This is a genomic window from Treponema sp. OMZ 838, from assembly GCF_000775995.1.
Taxonomy (GTDB): domain Bacteria; phylum Spirochaetota; class Spirochaetia; order Treponematales; family Treponemataceae; genus Treponema.
The window spans coordinates 127361-149810 of record NZ_CP009227.1 but is presented as its reverse complement, the minus strand read 5'-3'; the positions used below and the strand labels follow the sequence as shown (position 1 = coordinate 149810).

Genomic DNA, 22450 nt, shown 5'->3' with positions numbered 1-22450 from the left:
GAGAGACTTCCGATGAATGTGAATTTGAAAAAGACATACGTTTACCTAATGGGATTATTTCTGCTTTTGAGCGGCTGCTCTATTAAACGTATTGCTTTCAACGGTATTGCAAATACCCTTGCACCTTTCCCTGCACCGAAAAGTGATGCTTCGGGAGGAATTGATGCTGCGGCAGCCCTCACCGGTGAAGATGATGTAAAGCTAGTCTCGGAAGTATTTCCGACAGTATTAAAAATGTATGAAACATTGCACCTCAGTAATCCTAAACACCGCGGATTGGCCGTTATGTCCGGTTCTCTCTATATCATGTATGCGAATGCTTTTGTTCAAACCCCTGCCGATTACATCCCTGAAACGCAGTTCCAAAAAAAGAATCTTGAGTATTTGCGTGCGAAAAAATTTTATCTCCGCGGAGCCGATTATGTGATGCAATCGCTTGACACCGCTTACAAGGGATTCGCAGAAGCGATGGCACATTATACGGAAGACAAAAGCGCTGCTTTCCTTACACGTTGTAAAGCCGCTGATGTTGAATCGCTGTATTGGGCAGGCTGCGGTATTCTTGGGGCGTTTGCTCTTGATCCGATGGATACGGATGTGTTTACCTCAGTGCCGGGCGCTGTAGCAATGCTTGAGCGGGCAGCAGCGCTTTACCCTGGATTTAATGCCGGTGCTATTTGGGAGACTCTTACGGCCTTTTATGCTGCTGCTCCTGAATCCTTGGGCGGAGGTGCAGATAAAGCGGAAGATGCATATCAGAGAACGCTGGAGTTGAGCGGCGGGCAGCGGCCGTCGGTATATGTCCTCTATGCACAGACCTTTTGTATTCCTGCACAGGACAGTGCCGGTTTTGACGAGGCCTTACGCAAAGCATTGGAAATTGATTCTGCAAACCAGCCGAATAATAAGCTTACTATCACCCTCAGCCAAGAAAAAGCTCGATGGCTGCAAAAAATGAAAGGTGATTACTTCTTAGGTGATTGATTTACCTGTGTATCAGTTATATTCAAGGAGAAGATACTGTGAGAAAAATTTTGACACTCTTTGTTACATTGTTTATTGCTTCAACGGCTCTTGTCAGTGCTGAAGAAATCGTATTAAAGATAGCAACCGTTGCTCCTGCCCGTTCTCCATGGGACATTGAGCTTAAAAAAGTTGCAGAAGAATGGAATCGTATTACCGACGGACAGGTAACGGTAAAAATCTATAATATGACAACCCTCGGCGGAGAAAAAGCCGGTATTCAAAAACTCAAAGCAGCGCGCCCCGGGCAGCAGGCTCCGTTGGATGGAGCAATTTTTACCATGATCGGTTTGCATGAATTAGTTCCCGATGCTTATATCTATACACTTGCACTTCCATTTTTACTCCAAAATCAGCAAGAACTCGATAAAGCACTCAGTGTATACGGTAAGAAAATAGAATCAAGAATTAACGCGGCCGGTTATGAATTGGTCGCATGGTCGAATGTCGGATGGCTTTCTTTTTATACAAAGGAACCCTACCAAACACTCGGCGAATTAAAGAAAATAAAATTGGCAGTCGCCGGTTTGGATAGTCCTATTTTAAGTGATAGCTTTAAACTGAGCGGCTTTAACGTAGTCGATGTACCTACGCAAAAATTCTCTCAAATGTTGAAAAGCAAGAACGGTATCAGCGGTTTTTTTGCCGTGCATCTTTTAGCCTATGTCGGAGGGTATTACAAAGATATAAGCTATGCGCTTGATACAAAACTGTGTCCTATTATGGCTGGTTTTGTTATTTCAAAAGCTTCATGGAATAAAATTCCTACGAAATATCATGCTGCGATGAAAGAAGCAATGGAAAAGGCAAGAAAACGTCTCAACGATGCACTTGATGATTCGGATGCCGACTGTGTACGTAAAATGGAAGCAAGCGGGGTTACGATGATTCGTCCTTCTAAGGAAGAACTGAAGAAGTGGGAAGAAGAGTTCAGTGTGAATATTAATGATATCCATCGGGCATTTCCGAATGCATTTGATATGGAGATGTATCAAAATATCCAAAAACTCATTGCTCCGATGCGTAAATAACTGTACGATAAGAATATGAGAAAGACTGTCAATATATTCGTACTTTTTCTGGTTGGTATATTAGTCGTATTGCCGATTATATTTTTTTTCATCAGCGATGTCGGCGGTATTCCGGTGTTAGATGGAGAGCGGGTGGTTATCCATGCGGTCTTTATTTTTGCGTGCTTTGCGGGTATGATTACCAGCGCGGATCACAAACAGTTGAATATCGAGGTCTTTAACCTTAAACTGTCCGATCGGCTTAAAACAATTGTCAGTCAAATCAATAACGGTATAACGGCAGCTGTTCTTACGGCAATCTTTTTTGCCTGTTTCCCGAATATATTAGTCGTAATAGACGCTTCCGATCTTTTATGGGGCCTGCCGGTACGGTTTATCTTTGCTGCGCTGCCGCTGATGTTTTTTGCCCAGCTCTTTTTATGTTTTAAAAAGCGCAGTTCTCTTGTTTCCTCTTTGGTAGGGCTTGCCGCCGGTTTGTTTATCAGTTGCGGCTCTATTGCCGTTATTGTATATACGCTCTTGGGAAAAGACATCCCGTTTTTTACTGCGTGCGCCTCATTTTGGCAGTCTTTGAGTGCTCCGTTGATGGTGCCGCTCGTTCTGGGACTTATTGTCGCAGGGCTTTTCGGATTGCCGCTTTTTATCGTATTGCTTGGAATTACATATACGGCATTCAGCCAAGGCGGCGGGTATGTCGATGTGATTCCGCTGGAAATGTATCACATTTTAACGGATACAAGTATCGCGGCCATTCCGCTTTTTACCATTGCAGGCTGTTTGCTCGCAGAAGGAAGTGCCGGAAAGCGGTTAATGGAACTTGTCCGCAATAGTGTCGGCTGGATAAGAGGCGGAGTGGTTATTGCTTCCGTACTCGTCCTCACTTTTTTTACCACTTTTACCGGCGCATCAGGGGTAACTATTTTAGCACTCGGCCCGCTTATCAGTGTTATTTTAACCGGAAACGGCTATTCAAAAGATGATTCCGAATCGCTTATTACCGCCTCCGGCTCGCTTGGCATCCTTTTCCCGCCCAGTATGGCAATTATCATCTTCGGCGTAACCAATATTATGACCATTGATATCTTCGATGTGTTTAAAGGAGCAATTTTTCCGGGGCTCTTGCTTACGTTGTCGATGATTGTTATCGGTGTAATACGGGATCGTTCAAAAACACGGATACCGTTTTCATGGGCTGTACTGAAAACAGCGTTCTTCGGCAGTTTTTTTGAGCTGTTGCTGCCGGTGTTTATTATCGTTCTCTATTTTTCAGGGCTTTTCTCGCTCCTTCAAACGGCTGCTTTCACTGTGCTTTATACCTGCGTATTGGAAGTTGTTATTCGCCGCGATTTTTCATGGAAAACGGCTGCTGCTTTTGTATTGAAAAGTATTCCTGTCGCCGGCGGGGTTCTTATTATCATTGGTGCGGCGAAGGGATTGGCCTATTATTTGATTGATGCAAATATACCGGCAATTTTAACGGACATCGTGCAGACGTATATACATTCAAAATATGTGTTTTTGCTGCTGTTAAATATACTACTGCTCTTTGTGGGCTGTATTATGGATTTATATTCTGCGATTTTGGTTGTTTCGCCGCTTATTATGCCGATTGCCGAATCCTTTGGTATTCATCCTATTCATACTGCCGTTATTTTTTTGATGAACCTTGCGCTCGGTTTTTTAACGCCGCCGATTGGGATGGATTTATTTATCGCAAGTTATACGTTCAATAAGCCGGTTATTAAGATAGTAAAGAATATTCTCCCCTTTCTTGGTATTCAAAGTATTATTTTGTTGCTGGTTACGTATATTCCGTGGCTGACTACCGCTTTGCTTCGGTAGGAGAAGATGCGGGTTTTCGCTTTCCCGATGCCCGCCCGCCTTGCTTTGTAGGAGTATTTTGGCGTATTGCGCCTCGCGGGCGGCGTTTAGGGGCTTCTTTTGTTTTTGCCGTACCGGTAAGCCGTATGTCCAAGCCGCCTTTCCTGAGGCAGTATTTTACTGCATATTCAAGCTCCGTTCGTTGCGGATTCATCGGCAGGACAAAATGGCGGCATTCGGCATATACCGCCTTATAAACCGCCCGCGGTTCTTCTTCCCAATCGGTAATCAGTTGTAAAAAATCACGGATGAGGTATACCAGTGCTTGTCCCTGCCGCTGAATTTTGTGTTCTGCAATTAATCCGTCAAGCTCTTCCATACTTGCAAAATAGTGTTCGGAAAAATGGGGCGAATCTTCGATAAATGAAAATGCAGAAGGCTGTAAATAGAGAAAAAGTTGATAATGCAGAAGCATTTTAAGAATCTCTGCTGCATGACCGCTCATGAGGATTTTGCTTATTTCCTCGGTTAAACGGGAAGGCGAGGTATATTCAATAAGCGGTGCATCGCGATGAATGCGGCAGCGGAGTAGCAATGGAATTGCAGCGCCCGTGATGGTTGCGTATTTGACGGCACGGAGCATCCGCACCGGATCTTCTGCAAAGATATGCGACAGATTGATAATCGGGTGCAGCTGTTTTTTGCGGATATCTTCCACACCGCCGACATAATCGACAATAATATTTTTTATCGGATCATAGTAGAGCGCATTTAAAGTGAAATCACGGCGCCGTACATCTTCGTCGATAGTACCGAATGTATTGCCGACGGAACCTTCTTCGATTGAGCGGAAGGTAGAAACCTCATATATTTTAGAACCGTAAAAAATATGCACCAACCGAAACCGCTTCCCGATGAGCCGGGAATTTTTAAAAATTTTGCGGATACGGGCAGGTTCCGCCGATGTCGCAATATCAAAATCCTTCGGCGTTTTTCCAATCAATAAATCACGGACAGCGCCGCCGACAATGTAAGCCTCATAACCTGCGTTATGCAGCCCGCTGATGATACGGATAGCCTCGCTATCCACCTTACGGGGATCAATAGAGTGTTCCGTTGCCGTATATATAAGCGCTTTTGATAGCTTTTTATTCGTATTATTTCGAGTATACCTTACTAACATTACAACGGTGTATTGTGCCGTGAATTTTCAATTCTGTCAATCTGATATGCGGCATCGGTTACGGCTCTGATTGCACCTAGCCAAAAGATATTTTTTGTGATAAATTGCTTCAATCATGGGGGAACCAATGAGTGAAAAGTATGATTTGATAATCGTTGGCGGCGGTCCGGCAGGGATGGCAGCCGGAATTTATGCTGCACGTTCAAAATTAAAGACCGTTGTTTTGGAACAAAAACGGAATACGGGCGGTCAGTGTTATATTACCGAAGAAATTGAAAACTATCCCGGCTTTCCCGAGGCAACCGGTCCGTCTCTCAGTGAGGCTTTCCATAAGCATGCCGAAAAGTTCGGTGTCGTATTTGTAAATACGGGAGCTGAAAAACTTGAAAAAAGCAATGACTCTCTCCATTATATCGTGCATGGAACCAATGGTACCGACTATGAAGGTCTTGCTGTTTTGATTGCAACCGGCGCCGGTGCTCGTACCCTTGGGTGTAAAGGTGAAAAAGAATTCAGCGGGAAAGGTGTTTCCTACTGCGCTACGTGCGATGGAGCTTTCTTTGAAGAATGCGAAATTGCTGTTGTCGGCGGCGGAGATGCGGCCGTTGAAGAAGCTATGTATCTGACAAAGTTTGCCGATAAGGTAACCATTATTCACCGCCGTGATGAATTGCGGGCAGCTAAGTCTATTCAGGAAAAAGCATTTGCCAATCCTAAGATGGCTTTTAAGTGGAATGCTGTTGTAGATGAAGTATGCGGCGACGGACTTGTGTCTCACTTAAAACTTCGGGATACGAAAACCGGAGAAATTTCCGATTTTAAAACCGAAGGTTTATTCATATTTATCGGGCATGATCCCGAGACTGAACTGGTAAAGGATATGGTGAAGCTTGATGAGGCGGGATATATTATTACCAACGGGCGAATGGAAACCAATGTGCCGGGCATTTATGCCGCCGGTGATGTTATCCAAAAAGAATCCCGTCAAGTAGTTACTGCAGCGGCTGATGGAGCATTGGCAGGCATTTGGGCAGGTAACTATATCGACGATATAAAAGCGCGTCAGAAGCTTTCAAAATAATGCAAGCACCACCGCTTGTCAACGTTAAACTGAGCGGCGGCGTATAGGAGGACTAAAATGGTTGAATTAACAAAAGATTCATTTGAGCAAGAAGTGCACGGATCAAAAGGCGTTACATTGGTCGATTTTTGGTCTCAGTCTTGTGTGCCGTGTAAGCAGTTGATGCCTGACGTTCATGCAATGGCAGAGCGCTATACCGGGAAGGTGAAATTCTGCTCATTCGATATCGGTCTCGGACGCAGAGTTGCGATGAAAGAGCAGGTACTTGGTCTGCCTTCAATTCTTATCTATGTTGACGGCGAAAAGAAGGAGCACCTTACCGGTGAAGGTTTAAACGCAAAACAGATTGAAGATACGCTTCAAAAATATCTGTAAAGCGTTTAGCCTAATTAATAGTGAAATATCAGAGAGAATATCTCTCTTGATAGATATGGGGAAACTCCGAAAAATCCAAGCAGGTTTTGAGAAGTTTCTATAATTTCGTTGGAGGGTATGCTATGGAATTAAAAGGCAAAAAGGTTATCATTATCGGTGACCGCGACGGCATTCCCGGGGAAGCCATAAAGCTTTGTGCTGAGACGGCGGGCGCTGAAGTTGTTTATGCGGCAACCGAATGCTTCGTCTGAACAAGCGCAGGCGCAATGGACTTGGAAAACCAAAAGCGGGTTAAAGATTTAGCTAAAAAGTACGGCTGCGAGAACACGGTAGTGCTTCTCGGCGGTGCCGAAGCTGAATCCTCAGGTCTTGCCTGTGAAACCGTTACAAACGGTGATCCTACTTTTGCAGGTCCGTTGGCAGGAGTCTCGTTGGGACTTTTGTGTTATCATGTGGTTGAACCGGAAATCAAAAATCAAATAGATCCTAAGGTCTATGAAGAACAAATCAGTATGATGGAGATGGTTCTTGATGTTTCTGCAATTGTCGCGGAAGTCAAAGAATATCGTGAGAAATACTGTAAGTTTTTGAAGTAAAAAATACTGCAATAAAAGCGTATCGGTTGCCATCTGTTAACCGGTACGCTTTTATAATAAACCTTCCTCAATCTTAAATTAGAATAAAATTCGTATAACGAGACCTTGACTAATCTTGAAAAGCAATTAGAATTATTGCTATGAGTGATTATCTGGATATCAATAATGAAGAGTTATTGAAAGACTTTTTTAGTGAAGCAGAACAGCAGGTAGAGCAGCTGGAAAGTAATATTCTTGTTATTGAACAGGATCCTACCAATAAAGAAGCTATTGATGAGATTTTCCGTGCGGCTCATACTTTGAAAGGCGGCTCTGCAACCGTTGAAATGAGTGAATTATCCGGTTTCACTCATGCCGTAGAAGATTTGCTTGATGCTATCCGGTCGAATCAAGTTACAGTTACAGAGGAAACCATTGACCTTTTGTTGCATTCTTTGGATATAATCAAGGATATGCTTGCAGCAAGATCTAATGGTGAGGTATATAGCCAAGATGTGTCTGAAACGGTTACAAAACTGCGGTCGTATATCCCTGATAAGAAAGATACTAAAAAAGCTGCTGCAAAAGCTTCTCCGCCCAAGCCTGCCGTTTCTAAGCCGGTAGCGCAGCCTCAAGCAAAAACTGTAGCTTCCGGCGACGAAGATGCCGTCGATCCGGCATCTTTACTTTCCGAATATGAAATCCTTGAATTACGCGAAGCGGTACCCGCCGGAAATAAGGTGTATGCCATTCGAGTGCAGTTTGATGAATCAAGTTTAATGAATACCGTTGGTGGTATTCAGGTGTTTGCAGCTTTAAAGCAATCTGCGATGGTGCTTAAAACCATTCCCGATTTTGATGCACTCTATGAAGATGAATTTCATTCTGAAGTTCTTTATTATGTTGCGTCAACGGCAAGCGAAAGTAGTTTGCTATCGATTGCAAATATTCCCGATGTGACGCTTAATGCAGTAATTGACGAACTAACCTTTAGTGCCGAAGGGAGCGCTTCAAAAACAAAAGCTTCAAAACCAGAAGAGCCTGCTCCAGCTGCAGAAGTACAGCCTGCTCCTGACACAGGATCGAAAGCTGAAACGCCACAGCCGGAAGCGTCCGCTCCTGCCGTGCAGGGAGATGCAGGGCATCCGAAAAAAGCTCCGGCCGCAGCCGCAAATGCCGCCCACGCATCGGGGTCGGTACTGCGCGTTGACGCAAAGCGTATTGACTACTTACTGAACTTGGTCAGCGAGACGGTTATTACCAAAGCATCACTTAACCAAAGCGCAATGGAGTTTAATGAGCTGTATGCGCTTTTCCAAAATGCGAACGGTGAATATAAAGATCGAATTCGTAAACTTTTGGATAAATTCCCGTCTTATCTTGAGAAGCTTCAACAAGGAGCAGATTTAAATACTATTAAGAAGGAACTTGCAGCAGATTATGCCGGTATGTTTGAGCTTTTTAGTCAGTTTGAAACATCCATGAAATATTCGGTTACTAAGTTCCGTTCTTCCGCACAAAACTTGGGACGTATTTCAGGTGAGTTGCAGGAAGGGGTTATGAAAATCCGTATGGTTCCCATCAGTCAGATTTTCAGCCGCTTCCCCCGCGTTGTTCGCGATCTTTCTAAATCGTTAAATAAGAATATCCAGCTTGTAATCGAAGGTGAAGATACCGAATTGGATAAATCGGTAGTCGAAGATCTTCTTGATCCGATTATGCACTGCGTGCGTAATTCGATGGATCATGGTATTGAAACTCCTGAAGAGCGGAAAGCACTCGGAAAATCCGAGCAGGGAATACTTTTGCTGAGAGCGAGCAATGAAGGTAACATGATTGTTATCGAAGTTGTTGATGACGGCAAAGGTATCGATGTTGATGCTGTAAAGGCAAAGGCCGTTGAACGTGGTCTTTTGCATCCGGGAAAAAATCTCACGGATGTTGAGGCATATCAGCTGATCTTTGCACCGGGTTTTTCAACTTCAAAAACGATTTCCAGCGTTTCGGGACGTGGCGTCGGGTTGGATGTCGTTAAGACGCATATAGAAAAGCTCAACGGAACCGTTACAGTCGTTTCGGAAAAAAACAGGGGAACCCGTTTTACTATCAAATTGCCGTTAACGCTTGCAATTATCCAAGGCTTGCTGATACGTGTCGGCGAAGAAGTGTATTCTATCCCGATTACTTCCGTTATTGAAAGTCATCGTGTGCGCAGTGAAGAAATTAACCGTATTGACAGTTATGAAGTATTTAATGTTCGCAATGAAGTTATCAGTTTGTTGCGGTTGAATAGGCTGTTCGGTGTTCCTTCTGCAGAAAAGGGCGATGACGGTCATCATTATATCGTTATTGTCGGAACAGCTGAAAAGAAAGTTGGATTAATGGTCGATAGTCTCATTGGTGAAGAAGATGTCGTTATTAAGCCTTTAAAAGATCAGTTCACCAATTCTCCGGGAATTGCTGGCGCTTCAATTCTAGGAGACGGTTCCGTTTCATTGATCATCGATGTCGGGCAATTACTTGATTTGGGCTTAAAACAGGAAATGCATGCCCGTGAACGGCGCGAGGCTTCCATCTGGTAAAAGGGGATTAAATGACTATGGAAAAAACCGAGTTGAATGCAAGCATAAATGAAGAACTGCAGGATGAGTATATAAGCGAACCTCTTTCGGTTATCGATTTTAAGATGATAACTTTTTCCCTCGCAGAAAAGGATTATGCAATCGATATTATGAAAGTAAAAGAGATAGCAAAAGCCAATAATTTTACTTATGTGCCGAATACAGCTCCTTTTGTACTTGGGGTATATAACCTGCGCGGTGATATCATTCCTATTATTGACTTGCGTATTTTTTTCAATATTCCGATTAAGCAGCGTGCGAAGGATACCGTTGAAAGTATGGTTATCATTAATGTTGATGATCAGACGTTTGGTATTGTTGTTGACCGGATTGATAAAGTAGTCGGTGTTTCAAAAAATACTATTCAACCGCCGCATCCTATTTTCGGTGATATAAATATTAAATATATTTATGGGGTTGTAGAAAATTCCGGGCAGTTGTATATTCTATTAGATGTCGATCGTATTTTTGCTTCCCGTACCGTAACGGAAACAAAAGAGACCGTTGCCGAAAGTGAGGCGCTGCCGGTTGACAATTCTGCGAAGCAAAGTCCTGGAACAGATGTTGCTCAATCAAATGATGCGCTTGATATCCGTTTTATTGGAGATACGCTTGCCGCTCTCGGTCAGTTCTATCCTTCTCCCGTCAATGCTGCATGGCTGGAAAAACGATACTATGAATGGCGGGATATGCGGGTCGCTTCAAGCATCCAAATACAATCTGAAGACCAAGCACGGGAGTTTTTGAGTAATTTTCTTTCGCCTAATACACGGCGCTTTTGGTCTGATTCATATATGAATACGGTATTGGCTGCCTTACCCGATAATGATGCGAAGATTATTACCGTTTGGAATGTCGGTTGTGATTCGGGATATGAGACATACAGCCTTGCGGTACTGTTGAAGCAAAAATATCCCCGCGCTGCAATCAGAATTTATGCCAATGATGCTGACTTGTTGGCTATTTCTAATGCGCCGATGCTGACTGTCCCTGAAGATCAGGTGATCAATAGATTTAAACCGTATTTAGTCAAAGGGGTAAATGATTCATATAGCTTCAATCAAGAAATAAAAGATATGATCTTGTTTGAATACCATGATTGTTTGCACCAAAATACCCTGCCGGATGTTGATATTATCCTTGCTCGTGATGTATTATCATTTATCAAAACGGAAAAGCAAAGCATCTTATTGGAAGAATTTAGGGATAAACTGAAAACAACCGGTGTTGTTATCTTGGGTGCAAATGAAATGATGCCGAAACAGAGCGGATGGATGCGGCAAGTGATGGGGGATATAACTACTTTCTCACGAGAGTAGATTGTAGCGGATAATCGAAGATCGATATCGATTTTTGATTATTGATAAACAGAGGGCTGGCAGCTGTTTGATAAACGGTTGTCATGCGCAGTTTGTATAAAACTGAAAACGGACCTCGTACCGTGACGGATGTTATTGTTCGTTTAATTTTTTTAGAAGGAGATTTTGATGCGTGTAGAGTATATCAATCCGTTTAGTGAAGCTGCCTATAACATCTTAGTGCAAGTGCTCGGCGGTGAAGTTAAACGCGGTGACTTGTATTTGAAATCTACTTGTATGCCTGTGATGGGCGTTGCGGCAATTGTAGGTTTGGCCGGTGATGTTGAAGGACGGGTTATTTTTGATATGACACCGGAAACGGCATTGAAGATCGCATCGGCGATGAATCAAGAAGAGTTCACCGAATTTGATGAACTGGGGCGTGCGACGATCACGGAACTTGCGAATCTCATTACCGCACAAGCAGTAACAAAACTGCATGATCTCGGGTTTAAATTCGATTTAACCCCGCCTGCTCTTTTCACCGGTGATAATATGTCAATATCGAGTAGTGATATTGAAGCATTGATTGTACCGATGGAAACGGCGCAAGGTAAAGTTGAAATAAACGTTGCTATTCGCGACAGAGCTTAAGAGGAGTAGGCTATGATTTCTAAACAAGATTTTCCGTCTATTAACGAACGTGCCCCGGGTGGTGTAAGAGCTGATGGTTCAGCTTATAAAGTCCTGGTGGTAGATGATTCTATTTTCGTTTCTAAACAGATCGGTCAGATTTTAACCAGCGAAGGCTACGAAGTTATTGCAACTGCTGCTGACGGTTTTGAAGGTGTTGAAAAATACAAAGAGTTGTGTCCGAATGTTGACCTTGTTACAATGGATATCACGATGCCCAAAATGGACGGTATTACGGCTCTTGAACAGATAATGGCCTTTGATAAAAATGCAAAGGTTGTTATGATCAGCGCACTTGGAAAAGAAGAGTTGGTAAAGAAATCTCTGCTGCTTGGAGCAAAAAACTACATTGTTAAACCGCTCGATCGCAAAAAGGTTCTTGAGCGCATCGCTGCTGTTTTATCGAAATAGTGAAAGTTTGTCATCTTACCGTAGATTGAACTCTTTCTACGGTAAGATATTGTTTTGTAGTTTTTCACGATATAGGGTGACGGTTTACAGTAATTGTCATTTATGGATACAAAATAGCTGGTAGGTGTGATTTTTATAGGAAATAATGTATTCATCGCCGAGTAGACGATTGAGCTTATTTCTAAGCCGGTAGATATGTGTTTGTGCATAGTTTTGACTGTTTTTGACCGTTTTGGCATTTAATAATTCAATAATTTCTTCTACATTTATTCCGTCTTTCTTTTCCAGTAACCTTTTAATCAGTTGTTTTTGTTTCTCTGTAAAATACTTCATGACTCGACTGACACTGCTCGCATTGGCAGAATAAGCCCTGATTGCTTGATGTTCTATTTCAGCTGCCGATTTTTCTTTTTGTTTCTTATACTTTCGAAGTCTCTTTTTAACTTTTTTAATCAGTTCTTTGTCTTTTTCGGTTGTAAATGGAAAGTAGTAATATGATGATAGGTAATGAACGGTAAAATCAAAGCTTGTTTCTGTTTCGGTATAGTCGATCACGGTAAAAGTTAAGCCGAGTTTTTCAAGTAATTCTTCAATGTCGATATTATAGTGCTGAATTCTACTGTGTTCGATAAGTAAAACTTTGAGTGACGGGCTTTTGAACTTAGAGAGAAAATCCTTTAAGCAATAAGCAGCCGCGACTTGTATGTTGGCATCTTCGAGATACCGGTGGAGACTTTTATTTCTTTGCAGATCTTGATCATATAAAAGCACTCTCATACTTTTATTTTCGGTTAAATACCCGTTATACTCAATCGTTTATCGGAAAGTGAGCAAAAACCACCCGAGTTCTTTGAGATGCACTATCTTATTTTCGGCTACTTGCATATAGGCTATAAAGTATCGTATGATATTACCTATGGCAAAACGTACAAAAAGAAAAATATCGCTCGGCTGTCTCTTTTGGATTGTATTTATTTTATTAATCGCGGTACTTTTTTTCTTGAATAAAGATACAATATCTTTTGTTTTAGATAAAACAAACGCGAGAAATATATTCTTAAAAGATAAAACCGAAACATCGCAAGAATCTTCACAAGCACTGCCTAACATTCAATCTAAAGAAGATAGCGGAGATAATGTCCCTGTAAAGGGAGACGGAAGTAAAGAACCTGAACAGGAAACCAACAGCGGATCTGCACAGCCGCATCAAGATACCCATAAGCAACCCGCTGCATCGGAAAAATCCGGAGCTTCAAATGCGCGTAATAATGAGCAAGTAAAGAAACCTCAGCCTGAAAATAATAATCGAGTTAATTCGCAGCAAAACAGCGGACAAACAACTGTACCAAGTCCGGCAACGCCCAAACCGGCTGATGAACGGACTTCGCCGCAGCGCAACAGCACTACAACCGCACAACAGCCGCAATCTATTGCTTCATCAGTCCAGAAACCTCATGCAGCAGCACCGGCAAAACCCGAAACCGATAAAAATCGATCGGCGGCGGTAAGAAAAGCGGTTATATATTGGGTACGGGTAGATGCGGACGGAAAACTCATTCCTAAAAGCGCGACCCGCTTGCTTCCTAAGTCCGATGCGCCGATGAGCGATGCGCTTGAAGCGCTTTTTGCCGCTCCTACTATGGACGAGTTAAAGCAGGGAGTGCGGACGCTTATTCCGCCCGGTACCAAGCTCCGTTCCGCATGGGTCAGAGACGGTGTCGCATTTATCAATGTGAGCGAAGAATTTCAGTTTAACCAATACGGTATCGATGGCGCCTTGGCGCAGCTCTTGCAAGTGGTATTCACGGCAACGGAGTTCTCAACCGTAAAATCGGTACAGTTTCTTATTGAAGGACAAAAGCAAGAGTATCTTGGAGCCGAAGGTGTGTGGATAGGCTCGCCGCTCTCGCGCACTTCTTTCTAGCTTGCAGCAGTTTACCGAAGGAGATTTTATGCCGATATTGGAGAGTATGAAATCTTTTGTTGTGCTGGCTGCGAACGGTATTTCCAATTATGCGCTGCGGCCGCTTACCCAAGGCGGTTGTACCGCTCTTGCTTCCGCATTGGAGCGTACAAGTCATTTCCCCGATTATGCGGGTACTATTATAACTGCAGCAGCCGAGCAATGTGCTGCAATTCAAAAATACTGCGATGATGTGTGTCCTTCCGCCCTGCCGCCGGTGCGGGTGGTTCCGGTTGCAGAGGAGACTGCTGCTGCTTTTTTTAAGGCGCTTATCCCTTTTGCAGCGGAAGCTGATCATGTCTTTATTGCATGGGCTGATGCTCCTTTTTTAGACAGCGCGGGTGCGGCGCAGCTCTATGCTCAGCATTGTACCTATAAGGCGGAATACAGCTTTGCGGATGGATATCCTGAAGGGCTGCTTCCGCAAATCGTTTCGGCAGGTCTGGTACCCATATTAGCAGCGCTGCCTTTTGCAGCTGAGGTACCGCTTAATCGCTCTTTTCTGTTTGATACCGTTAAAAAAGATATAAATTCTTACGACTTGGAAACGATGATTGCGCCCGAAGATATGCGGTACCTGCGGCTCGCTTTTTATACCGACACCAAGGCCTCATGGCTTTTGTGCAGTCATTTTACCGGCATCACTGCGGAGAACTATGCGGCATATATCACCGAGCGGCAAGAGTATCTGCGTTCATTGCCTGCCTACTACGGGATTGAACTCATTGCCTATCACCCTTTGCGTTCCATCTATCGCCCTAAGCTGTTCCCTGAAAAATTTGATGATTCTTGCTGTATGGACTTTGAAGCTGCCGCTCGGCTCATCGATGCGATTGCCGCTTTTTCCGAAAGCGCCGTTATTTCGCTGTCGCTCTATGGGGAGCCGCTCTTGCATCCTCAGTTTGTAACGATTGTGGAGCAGATATTGAACCATCGGCATCTTTCAGTCTTGATAGAAACGAGCGGTGTTGTAGAAAAAACGGCGGCTAATCTTGAGGCTTTTGACCGGCTTGCTCAAGTTTGCAGGGATGTACCGCCAAGAAGTAATGGGCGCTTGCCGATTTACTGGATTGTCGATATCGATGCGGCCGGTTCAAAAACTTATGGCACCGTGCATCAGCTTCCCGATGAGGATGCCGAACGGTGTTTAAAGCAAGCTGCGACGTTTGCCGACCACCTTGCAACAGTGTTCCCAAAGGCTGTGTGGGTACAGATGACACGTATGAACGAAAATGAAGCGGAATTGGAGCCTTTTTACCGCTTATGGGAAAAACGGGAGGCAAAGCCGCTTATTCAAAAATATGACCATCTCTGCGGGACTCTTCCAGACCGCCGTCCTGCCGATATTTCTCCGTTGAAGCGGCATCCCTGTTGGCACCTCAAGCGTGATTTGTCTATTTGTACGGATGGAACCGTTCCGCTTTGTAAAGAAGATGTCAGCCGTTCGGTTGTACTCGGTAATGCCTTTACGATGCCGCTTGAAACGATTTGGGAAAACGGCCGGCGTTTGTACTCCGATCAGATACAATCCTGTTATAAGGGGGTATGTGAACATTGTGACGAATACTATACCTACAACTTTTAACGAACGGAAAGTTTCTCATACCATTATCGGCGGTATGCAGTATCGGGGAAAAGATAAGACAGAAGACTTTTGCGTTCTAGTGTTAAACCGCGGCAGAAAGTATTATCGGCAGCTCTTTTTTGAGCAGTTGTTAGCTGAAGGATTTACCTCTGTTATTTCGATAGAGTCAAGTGCTGATGTTAGTGACATGGAAAGCCTCACGGGAAAATTTCCGCAAGTACGCTTTTTATTTCCCCAAGAAAAACTCACCGTCGGGGAGATGATTAATCTCGGCTTTGCCGAGACGTCCGCTCCATATGTTATGGTATTATGGAACGATACACGTATTCCACCGGGAAGTTTTACCGAGCGGGTACTTGAAAAGATTAAACAAGAGCATTTATTTTGTGCAGCGCCTGTATTGGCAAATGTGCGTGGTGAAGCGGTACCTAATCAAATGGTTCCCAGTCTGAATGGAAATCGATTTTCGACTGAACAGCTTTCCTGTATCAAAAATAAGACGGCAACTATTTATCCCTATGATTTTATGGGAATCTATAGTAGAAATAAGTGTATGCAGCTCGGTGGTTTCGATTATACGATTCAGAATCCGTATTGGCAAAATCTCGATTTCGGTTTTCGTGCTCACCTTTGGGGAGAGTCGATACGGATCTTTACTTCGTTCCGGATTCACTATGAGGGCGAGCCTCCTCCTGAGGATATTTCCGTTGATGCCTCGTATCGGCAGTTTTATCTTAAAAACCTTGCACCGGAATTGACGGACGGGGAGGCTGCTATTCCTTGTAAGTTATTCTGGAGCTATCTGCATAACTCAGGTTTAAATCCGCTGCATGCATGGCAGCATTTTTCTGAAGCACGGCGATGGACTCAACTGAATAAAAATCGGTTTATAACCACCGCCCGTACATTAATAGAGCATTGGGAGCCTTTTATATGAGTGTTTATTCAGGTGTTGCCGTTGTTGTACAAGCACGCCTCAATTCTTCACGGCTGCCGCGTAAAGCGCTGTTGAACCTTTGCGGCAAACCGCTTCTTGCCTATACGCTTGAAGCAATGAGGGAGATTCCGGCAGAGCGGTATATCCTTGCTTGCGACCGTGCTTCCGCGGCTGATTTTGCACCGATTGCAGAACAATTCCATTATACTCTCATCAGCGGTTCGGAGACCGATGTACTCGGCCGTTTTTGTTCGGTTATCAGGCAGTTTGAAACTTCGCTCCGTCCCATTACAACGATTATCCGTGCAACGGGCGATAATCCCTTTTTGTTTACCGAAGCCGCCGAAGCTTCCGTTAAGCGGTTTGTGGAACTTGGTGAGCCTGATTATTTTACCTTCACCGGTCTTCCGCACGGCAGCGGCGTCGAAATTATAAAGGCGAAGAGCCTTCTTACCGCAGAACGGCTTACCGATGATGCGTATGATCATGAACACGTCGGCCCCGCCCTGTATCGGCATACCGACACTTTTATCTGTGTAAAAGAAACTGCTCCATTGCAGTGGTATGCGCCGCACTTGCGGACAACAGTCGATACGCAGGATGATTTTGAATGTGCGGAATTGATGATGCAATATCTGCAAAGGGAAAAAGCCGTAATGCCTCCGTCTGCGTCCGCAGTTATGAAGGCATGCCGATATGCCGGTAGAATTGCCGTGTTTGTTCCGTCGGTACGGGAAGGGCAGGGAACGGGACATCTCCGCCGTGCGTGCAGCTTGATGCAAGAGCTTGCGCCTCAGTTGCGCTCAGTGTTGTATCTCGGTGCAGCATCTGAGCCTTCATTTGTGCAAGCTATCATTAAAAAGATAGGAAATATTGAGACCGTCAATGAAATTCCCGAGCAAACATGTGTCTTTATCCTCGATAATTTTAGGACACAGGCGGAAGAAGTGCGGCAGCTTAAAAAAATTGCACCGGTCGTCGCCTTGGATGAAGGAGGCGAGGGGAGGGCTTTTGTCGACTATCTGATCGATATTCTTCCTGCCTTACCTCATCCCATTGAGTTGTCTGACGTATCGGTGCCGAAGCCTTCGTCGGATTCATCAAGTGCTTCAAATTCTTCGCAACCATCGCGAAATCGTACCGCCGATCACTCCGAACGCATTCCAGATTATTCTGAGTCGGTTGAAGCCTTCAGGGCGAATCTCACCGAAGTCAACTTTATTGCACTGCCGCAAAAGCGGAAGCGGGACGGGGCTTTAAAAAAATACGAAAAAACGGGAAATACTTTTTTCCCATTGAAAATGCAAAGCTCTTGATTGTCTGCGGCGGCGAAGATGCCGCTCACATGGGGCTTCCGCTTGCTCATATCTTTGCCGAGCTCGGTGCGGAAGTGTCCGTTATTGAGCCCAATGAAAAGAAATATTCGCAGCAAAAGATGAACCTCTATGTCTATCCTTATTTGGAAAATCTGCGGGATAGGCTCTGCGAATGGGATATCGTAGTAACACACTACGGCTTTACCGCCTTTGAAGCGCTCGCCGCAGGTTGTGCGGTTATTCTTGTTTCTCCGACCGATTATCATTATCGGCTGGGACTCAATGCGGGATTTTCAACGATGTCCGCCGGTATGCCGGCCGCTCAGGATATTAAAGCGTTGTTCAAGGCAGGTATCGATATTCCTTCCATCGTTACACCGCAGTCAAGGGAAAAAAGCCTAGCCGAGTTTATCTTGAAGCTTTCTGCAGCAACCGCGCACCGTTGTCCGCTCTGTGATGAACCGTCTTCACTGCCTCCGGAAGGCAGGGCAGAGAATAAGACTGTTTCGCGTTGTCCCGTCTGCGGGATGTACTATCCGTCGTTTATTGCTGCAGAAAAAAAGGACTACAGCGAACAGTATTTTTTTGAAGAATATCAAGCGCAGTACGGAAAAACCTATCTGGAGGACTTTGAATCGATTAAACGGCAGGGGTTACGGCGGATGTCGATCATCAATGCAATCTATGCAAAGGTCTTTAATGGAGGCAAGGAAGAATCGCTGTTTGAAGGCCTTCATCACGGTACAAAGCGGATTCTCGATGTGGGTTGCGCCTATGGTCCCTTCCTTGCAGCTGCAAAGGAGTCCGGGTGGAATCCGGTGGGAACCGATATTTCAGCGGAAGCGGTGCACTATGTTTGCAAGACGCTGCAGCTCCCTGCGTGTCAGGCGCCCTTCCCGGTACTTCCGGCACGGTTTTCTTTTACGGTTGAAAAAACATTCACCGAACAGCATAATCAGCCGCTCAGTATTCCGCTTGAAGCAGGCGGTTTTTCTGCGGTAACGATGTGGTTTGTTATCGAGCATTTTCAGGATTTGAATTCGGTGCTGCAGAAGGTTTCCGATCTTTTGATCGGGGGCGGAATTTTTGCTTTTTCTACGCCTGCACTGTCGGGCGTTACCGGCCGGTGGAACCGCCGCCTCTTTTTTTCGCAGAGTCCGACCGACCATTATACTATTTGGGATAGACGGCAGGCAAAAAAACAACTGGAACGCTACGGTTTTACCGTAAAAAAAATTGTATCCATTGGGCATCATCCGGAGCGTTTTCCCCATGCGGCCAAGATAAAAAAAGGCGGCTTTCGCTGGAATATACTGATGCTGGTTAGTAAGCTCTTTAAGCTTGGGGACAGTATGGAAATTTATGCGGTAAAGATGGGCATGTAAACCAAAGCCGTACAAATAGCACGGCTTTGGTTTACACAAGTTTGCACAAGCGCAAACTTGTATTATTATATGCACGTTCTCACTTCGTTGCGAACGTGCGTAAAAAGTCAATCGAAAGTTGAAACTTTCTTCTTGACTTTTTATGGGAGCGTTTGATGACTAAAAAACGGGTGTTTATGCTCGGCGCAGGTTTTATGCAGGGTGTTGCGATACGTGCAGCCCGCGCACTCGGCTGCACCGTTGTTGCAGCCGACGGAAATCCGTCCGCGGTATGTGCAGCGGAAGCCGACGAGTTCGTATGCATCGATTTAAAAGATACCGCGCGCCTTATCGACTATGCGCGGTATTTACAGCAGAACGGCGGACTCGATGCGGTATTTACCGCCGCGACGGATTTCTCCGCCGCAGTTGCCGCGATTGCTGCTGCCTGCGGCTTGCGCGGGCACACGCTCGAAGCAGCGCTCAATGCGACGGATAAGGTACGGATGAGGGAATGTTTCCGCAAAGCCGGCGTACCGTCTCCCGCTTTTATCGAACTGACCGCCGCCGACCTTGCAGCTCCGGTTGGTGCTGTGGAGAATTCCCGATGCAGTGATGCGGATACAGCCGTGGCTGATGCACTTAAACGGCGGCTCGGAGAGCTCGCAGGGCGTTTTCCGCTGGTAGTTAAGCCCGTCGATAACATGGGCGCCCGCGGTTGCTCGCTGGTTCAGGAGCTTTCCGGATTGCGGGAAGCTGCGGAAACCGCATCGCGGTATTCGCGCAGCGGGCGCGTCATCGTTGAAGAATACATAGAAGGAAGTGAATTTTCGATTGAAGGGCTGGTTTTCGACGGGCGGCTGTACATCACCGCGCTTGCCGACCGGCATATCTTTTTTCCCCCGTATTTTATCGAGATGGGGCATACGATCCCGTCGGAATGCCCGCAAGAAATTGCCGATGAGGTTATATCGGTGTTTGAGCGCGGTGTTCATGCGCTCGGCTTAACCGACGGAGCAGTGAAGGGCGATATTTTGGTGCGGAACGGTAAGGCCTTTGTCGGAGAGATCGCCGCCCGCCTTTCCGGCGGCTATATGTCGGGGTGGACGGTGCCGTACAGCTGCGGCTTGGATATTACGGCGGCAGCGTTGACCCTGGCACTCGGCGGCTCGCCTCGACTGCATACGTGCGGGAAGGATTCTTTTGTTATCCCGCTTAAGCAAAACTGTCAGTTTGTGTCTGCGGAACGAGCCTGGATTTCCATTCCCGGGCAGGTGGCGGCTGTCAGCGGCTTGGAAGCCGCGCGCGCAGCGCCCTTCGTCAAAGATGTGTTTCCCCGAGCGGGTGCGGGCGATACGGTGGTGTTCCCGCAGAACAATGTAGAAAAATGCGGCAATGTGCTGAGCGCTGCGCCGAGCCGCCGGGAAGCGGTGCTGGCAAGCGAGGCAGCCTGCCGTAAAATCGTACTACGGCTTAAACCCCATGTTGCGGAAACCGATGCTTTTTTGGCGGAGCTGCGCTTCCCGGCGGAACAGCAGACCTTTCCACCGAATTTTTTGCAATTTACGGAACCGCTTGCCGGCGCCGAGTCTGCGGCAAAGGTAGCTGCCGAGGTTCTTACCGCGGCTCCTACGGCGGATTGTAAGGGGCAACGCAGCGGAGGTTTTTCAGCAGCCTCAAGCGCTTTTTTTGACCGGTTACTCGCAGATGCCGTTTATGAAGAAAAAGGAGGCTTTGTACTGCCGTACTTTTTAGCGGCAGCGCTTGGTACCGCCCGCGATCTGCAAGGCAGGCCGCTGAGGGAATTGCTGCGTCAAGCGCTTGAGGAGGAACCGGGGTTGGCTTCCTTACTGGGCGTCTCCGGTTCGCCGGAAAGGAGCGCAGTGAGTGCTGTGTCTCCGGCGGAAAGCGATGTCCCCTCCTCGGTAGATGTGCAGCGAAAGAACGAATATTGGAAGGCGCTTATCCGCGGCGGACTGCAAGGATTACTCTATCGGTATGACTGTGAAAAGGCATAACAGCACTCTTTTTATTGCCGGTATTTTCCTCTTTTTATTGGGTATTGTCCCCGCTTTCGCTGCGGAGAAAACCGTTTCCGCACTTGACGCGGCAAAGTCACTTGGCGCCGACCTGTCATGGAATCCGCTGTCACAGGAAATTACGTTTACGGTCGGAGACCATACGGCACAGTGCCGGGTTGGTATGCCGCTTGTGTTTTTTGACTACCATGAAACGATAATCACTCAAGCTCCTCTGATGGGAACAAATGCTCAGCCTCAGCTTTCCGCAGCGCTTTTTACGCAGCTGGAAGATTTTTTTAAGCAGTTTGATACCGGTTCGTTTTTCCGTGTCGGTGCAATTCTTATCGATCCCGGTCATGGAGGAAAAGATCCCGGTACCATCGGTTCTTACGTTGAAAACGGTAAAACTATCCCTGTCTACGAGAAAAATATTGCGTTAACCGTTTCGCTTTCTCTCTATGATATGTTATGCAAAACCTATCCCGATAAAAAAATCTTGCTGACTCGTTCCGATGATACATATCCCAGTTTGGAGGAGCGGGTCGAAATGGCGAATAAAGTTTCCCTCAAGAAGAATGAAGCCATCCTCTATATTTCGATACATGCAAATGCATCTCCGTTTAACAAGGCTCCTTATGGTTTTGAGATCTGGTATTTGCCTACCGATTATCGGCGCGATGTAATCGATAAAAATGCAACATCAAAAGAGATTGCTCATATTTTAAATATAATGCTTGAAGAAGAATTTTCTACCGAAAGTATTTTGATCGCCAAGAATATTTCCGACGGACTGGAGGCTCAAATCGGTAAAGAGAGTAAAAACCGCGGTTTAAAAGAAAAGGAATGGTTTGTCGTGCGGAATGCAAAGATGCCGAGCGTACTCATCGAGCTGGGCTTTGTGACCAATCCCGAAGAAGCAAAACGCCTCAACACTCCTTCCTACTTGCAAAGATGCGCACAAGGAATATATAATGGCCTCACTGCATTTATCTCTCGCTTCGAGGGGCAATAGGTAAAATCGGGTAACCGGACGAGAAATATTTGAGCGGTTACCTTCCTTTTGCACGAAATTTTTTCGAAAATTTCGTGCGGTTTATTGTTAAAAGAAGGGTAATTGCATCAGATAACTAGATAAAAATCGCAGAATAATGG

19 protein-coding genes are annotated in these 22450 nt (G+C 45.5%); 17 read left to right on the top strand and 2 right to left on the bottom strand.

Annotated elements, in window-relative coordinates; genetic code table 11:
- Positions 1-12 precede the first annotated feature (12 nt).
- From QI63_RS00645 to QI63_RS00635, 3 genes are read left to right on the top strand one after another with little or no spacing between them, the layout of a single operon-like run.
- Positions 13-984, top strand: a complete 972-nt coding sequence (locus tag QI63_RS00645; protein WP_044012956.1) for a TRAP transporter TatT component family protein — start codon at positions 13-15, stop codon at positions 982-984.
- Between the two features lie 38 nt (positions 985-1022).
- Complete coding sequence (gene dctP / locus QI63_RS00640) at positions 1023-2054, top strand: TRAP transporter substrate-binding protein DctP (protein WP_044012953.1); 1032 nt, start codon at positions 1023-1025, stop codon at positions 2052-2054.
- 15 nt (positions 2055-2069) lie between these two features.
- Positions 2070-3896, top strand: a complete 1827-nt coding sequence (locus tag QI63_RS00635) for a TRAP transporter large permease subunit (protein WP_044012952.1) — start codon at positions 2070-2072, stop codon at positions 3894-3896.
- Here the strand turns inward: QI63_RS00635 and pcnB are convergent.
- The gene (gene pcnB / locus QI63_RS00630; protein ID WP_044012949.1) at positions 3877-5058 is read right to left on the bottom strand and encodes a polynucleotide adenylyltransferase PcnB; all 1182 of its coding nucleotides are present in this window, start codon (positions 5056-5058) and stop codon (positions 3877-3879) included. The genes QI63_RS00635 and pcnB overlap by 20 nt on opposite strands.
- A 127-nt stretch (positions 5059-5185) precedes the next feature.
- Here pcnB and trxB point away from each other — a divergent pair, with 127 nt between their 5' ends.
- The 7 genes from trxB to QI63_RS00590 all read left to right on the top strand — a co-directional run bounded on the left by trxB (position 5186) and on the right by QI63_RS00590 (position 12112).
- Positions 5186-6139, top strand: a complete 954-nt coding sequence (gene trxB / locus QI63_RS00625; protein ID WP_044012947.1) for a thioredoxin-disulfide reductase — start codon at positions 5186-5188, stop codon at positions 6137-6139.
- A 57-nt stretch (positions 6140-6196) separates the two neighbouring features.
- Positions 6197-6514: a thioredoxin TrxA gene (locus tag QI63_RS00620; RefSeq protein WP_016524044.1), complete on the top strand. Its 318-nt coding sequence runs from the start codon at positions 6197-6199 to the stop codon at positions 6512-6514.
- Between the two features lie 122 nt (positions 6515-6636).
- On the top strand, positions 6637-7110 hold the full coding sequence (gene grdA, locus QI63_RS00610) for a glycine/sarcosine/betaine reductase complex selenoprotein A (RefSeq protein ID WP_081984368.1): 474 nt from the start codon (positions 6637-6639) through the stop codon (positions 7108-7110).
- Positions 7111-7250: 140 nt separating this feature from the next.
- Complete coding sequence (locus QI63_RS00605) at positions 7251-9671, top strand: chemotaxis protein CheA (RefSeq protein ID WP_044012938.1); 2421 nt, start codon at positions 7251-7253, stop codon at positions 9669-9671.
- 17 nt (positions 9672-9688) lie between these two features.
- A complete protein-coding gene (locus QI63_RS00600; protein ID WP_052185570.1) occupies positions 9689-11029 on the top strand; it encodes a CheR family methyltransferase in 1341 nt (446 codons plus the stop codon).
- Between the two features lie 168 nt (positions 11030-11197).
- Positions 11198-11662: a chemotaxis protein CheX gene (locus QI63_RS00595; protein WP_044012935.1), complete on the top strand. Its 465-nt coding sequence runs from the start codon at positions 11198-11200 to the stop codon at positions 11660-11662.
- Between the two features lie 12 nt (positions 11663-11674).
- On the top strand, positions 11675-12112 hold the full coding sequence (locus QI63_RS00590) for a response regulator (protein ID WP_044012934.1): 438 nt from the start codon (positions 11675-11677) through the stop codon (positions 12110-12112).
- A 96-nt stretch (positions 12113-12208) separates the two neighbouring features.
- Here QI63_RS00590 and QI63_RS00585 read toward each other — a convergent pair whose 3' ends face one another.
- On the bottom strand, positions 12209-12889 hold the full coding sequence (locus QI63_RS00585; protein WP_044012931.1) for a helix-turn-helix domain-containing protein: 681 nt from the start codon (positions 12887-12889) through the stop codon (positions 12209-12211).
- Positions 12890-13028: 139 nt separating this feature from the next.
- On the opposite strand from QI63_RS00585, the gene QI63_RS00580 reads away from it, so the two are divergent.
- The 7 genes from QI63_RS00580 to QI63_RS00550 all read left to right on the top strand — a co-directional run bounded on the left by QI63_RS00580 (position 13029) and on the right by QI63_RS00550 (position 22310).
- A complete protein-coding gene (locus QI63_RS00580) occupies positions 13029-14036 on the top strand; it encodes a GerMN domain-containing protein (protein WP_044012929.1) in 1008 nt (335 codons plus the stop codon).
- Between the two features lie 28 nt (positions 14037-14064).
- A complete protein-coding gene (locus tag QI63_RS00575; protein ID WP_081984367.1) occupies positions 14065-15660 on the top strand; it encodes a spiro-SPASM protein in 1596 nt (531 codons plus the stop codon).
- Positions 15632-16597: a glycosyltransferase family protein gene (locus QI63_RS00570; protein ID WP_044012926.1), complete on the top strand. Its 966-nt coding sequence runs from the start codon at positions 15632-15634 to the stop codon at positions 16595-16597. The genes QI63_RS00575 and QI63_RS00570 overlap by 29 nt, the downstream gene beginning before the upstream one ends.
- Positions 16594-17913, top strand: a complete 1320-nt coding sequence (locus QI63_RS13170) for a cytidylyltransferase domain-containing protein (RefSeq protein WP_235619732.1) — start codon at positions 16594-16596, stop codon at positions 17911-17913. Before QI63_RS00570 ends, QI63_RS13170 begins: the two co-directional genes overlap by 4 nt.
- Positions 17910-19298 carry a class I SAM-dependent methyltransferase gene (locus QI63_RS13165; protein ID WP_235619731.1) on the top strand — a complete coding sequence of 463 codons (1389 nt, stop codon included), beginning with the start codon at positions 17910-17912 and terminating at the stop codon, positions 19296-19298. The genes QI63_RS13170 and QI63_RS13165 overlap by 4 nt, the downstream gene beginning before the upstream one ends.
- Positions 19299-19453: 155 nt before the next feature.
- A complete protein-coding gene (locus tag QI63_RS00555) occupies positions 19454-21295 on the top strand; it encodes an ATP-grasp domain-containing protein (protein WP_044012923.1) in 1842 nt (613 codons plus the stop codon).
- Positions 21276-22310: an N-acetylmuramoyl-L-alanine amidase gene (locus tag QI63_RS00550; protein ID WP_044012920.1), complete on the top strand. Its 1035-nt coding sequence runs from the start codon at positions 21276-21278 to the stop codon at positions 22308-22310. The genes QI63_RS00555 and QI63_RS00550 overlap by 20 nt, the downstream gene beginning before the upstream one ends.
- Positions 22311-22450: the final 140 nt, after the last annotated feature.

Excerpts from the sequence above, each read along its gene's own strand:
- QI63_RS00645 (WP_044012956.1), top strand. The coding sequence starts at position 13 with ATGAATGTGAATTTGAAAAAGACATACGTTTACCTAATGGGATTATTT.
- QI63_RS00635 (WP_044012952.1), top strand. The coding sequence starts at position 2,070 with ATGAGAAAGACTGTCAATATATTCGTACTTTTTCTGGTTGGTATATTA.
- pcnB (WP_044012949.1), bottom strand. The coding sequence starts at position 5,058 with ATGTTAGTAAGGTATACTCGAAATAATACGAATAAAAAGCTATCAAAA.
- trxB (WP_044012947.1), top strand. The coding sequence starts at position 5,186 with ATGAGTGAAAAGTATGATTTGATAATCGTTGGCGGCGGTCCGGCAGGG.
- QI63_RS00620 (WP_016524044.1), top strand. The coding sequence starts at position 6,197 with ATGGTTGAATTAACAAAAGATTCATTTGAGCAAGAAGTGCACGGATCA.
- QI63_RS00605 (WP_044012938.1), top strand. The coding sequence starts at position 7,251 with ATGAGTGATTATCTGGATATCAATAATGAAGAGTTATTGAAAGACTTT.
- QI63_RS00600 (WP_052185570.1), top strand. The coding sequence starts at position 9,689 with ATGGAAAAAACCGAGTTGAATGCAAGCATAAATGAAGAACTGCAGGAT.
- QI63_RS00595 (WP_044012935.1), top strand. The coding sequence starts at position 11,198 with ATGCGTGTAGAGTATATCAATCCGTTTAGTGAAGCTGCCTATAACATC.
- QI63_RS00590 (WP_044012934.1), top strand. The coding sequence starts at position 11,675 with ATGATTTCTAAACAAGATTTTCCGTCTATTAACGAACGTGCCCCGGGT.
- QI63_RS00585 (WP_044012931.1), bottom strand. The coding sequence starts at position 12,889 with ATGAGAGTGCTTTTATATGATCAAGATCTGCAAAGAAATAAAAGTCTC.
- QI63_RS00580 (WP_044012929.1), top strand. The coding sequence starts at position 13,029 with ATGGCAAAACGTACAAAAAGAAAAATATCGCTCGGCTGTCTCTTTTGG.
- QI63_RS00575 (WP_081984367.1), top strand. The coding sequence starts at position 14,065 with ATGCCGATATTGGAGAGTATGAAATCTTTTGTTGTGCTGGCTGCGAAC.
- QI63_RS13170 (WP_235619732.1), top strand. The coding sequence starts at position 16,594 with ATGAGTGTTTATTCAGGTGTTGCCGTTGTTGTACAAGCACGCCTCAAT.
- QI63_RS00555 (WP_044012923.1), top strand. The coding sequence starts at position 19,454 with ATGACTAAAAAACGGGTGTTTATGCTCGGCGCAGGTTTTATGCAGGGT.
- QI63_RS00550 (WP_044012920.1), top strand. The coding sequence starts at position 21,276 with ATGACTGTGAAAAGGCATAACAGCACTCTTTTTATTGCCGGTATTTTC.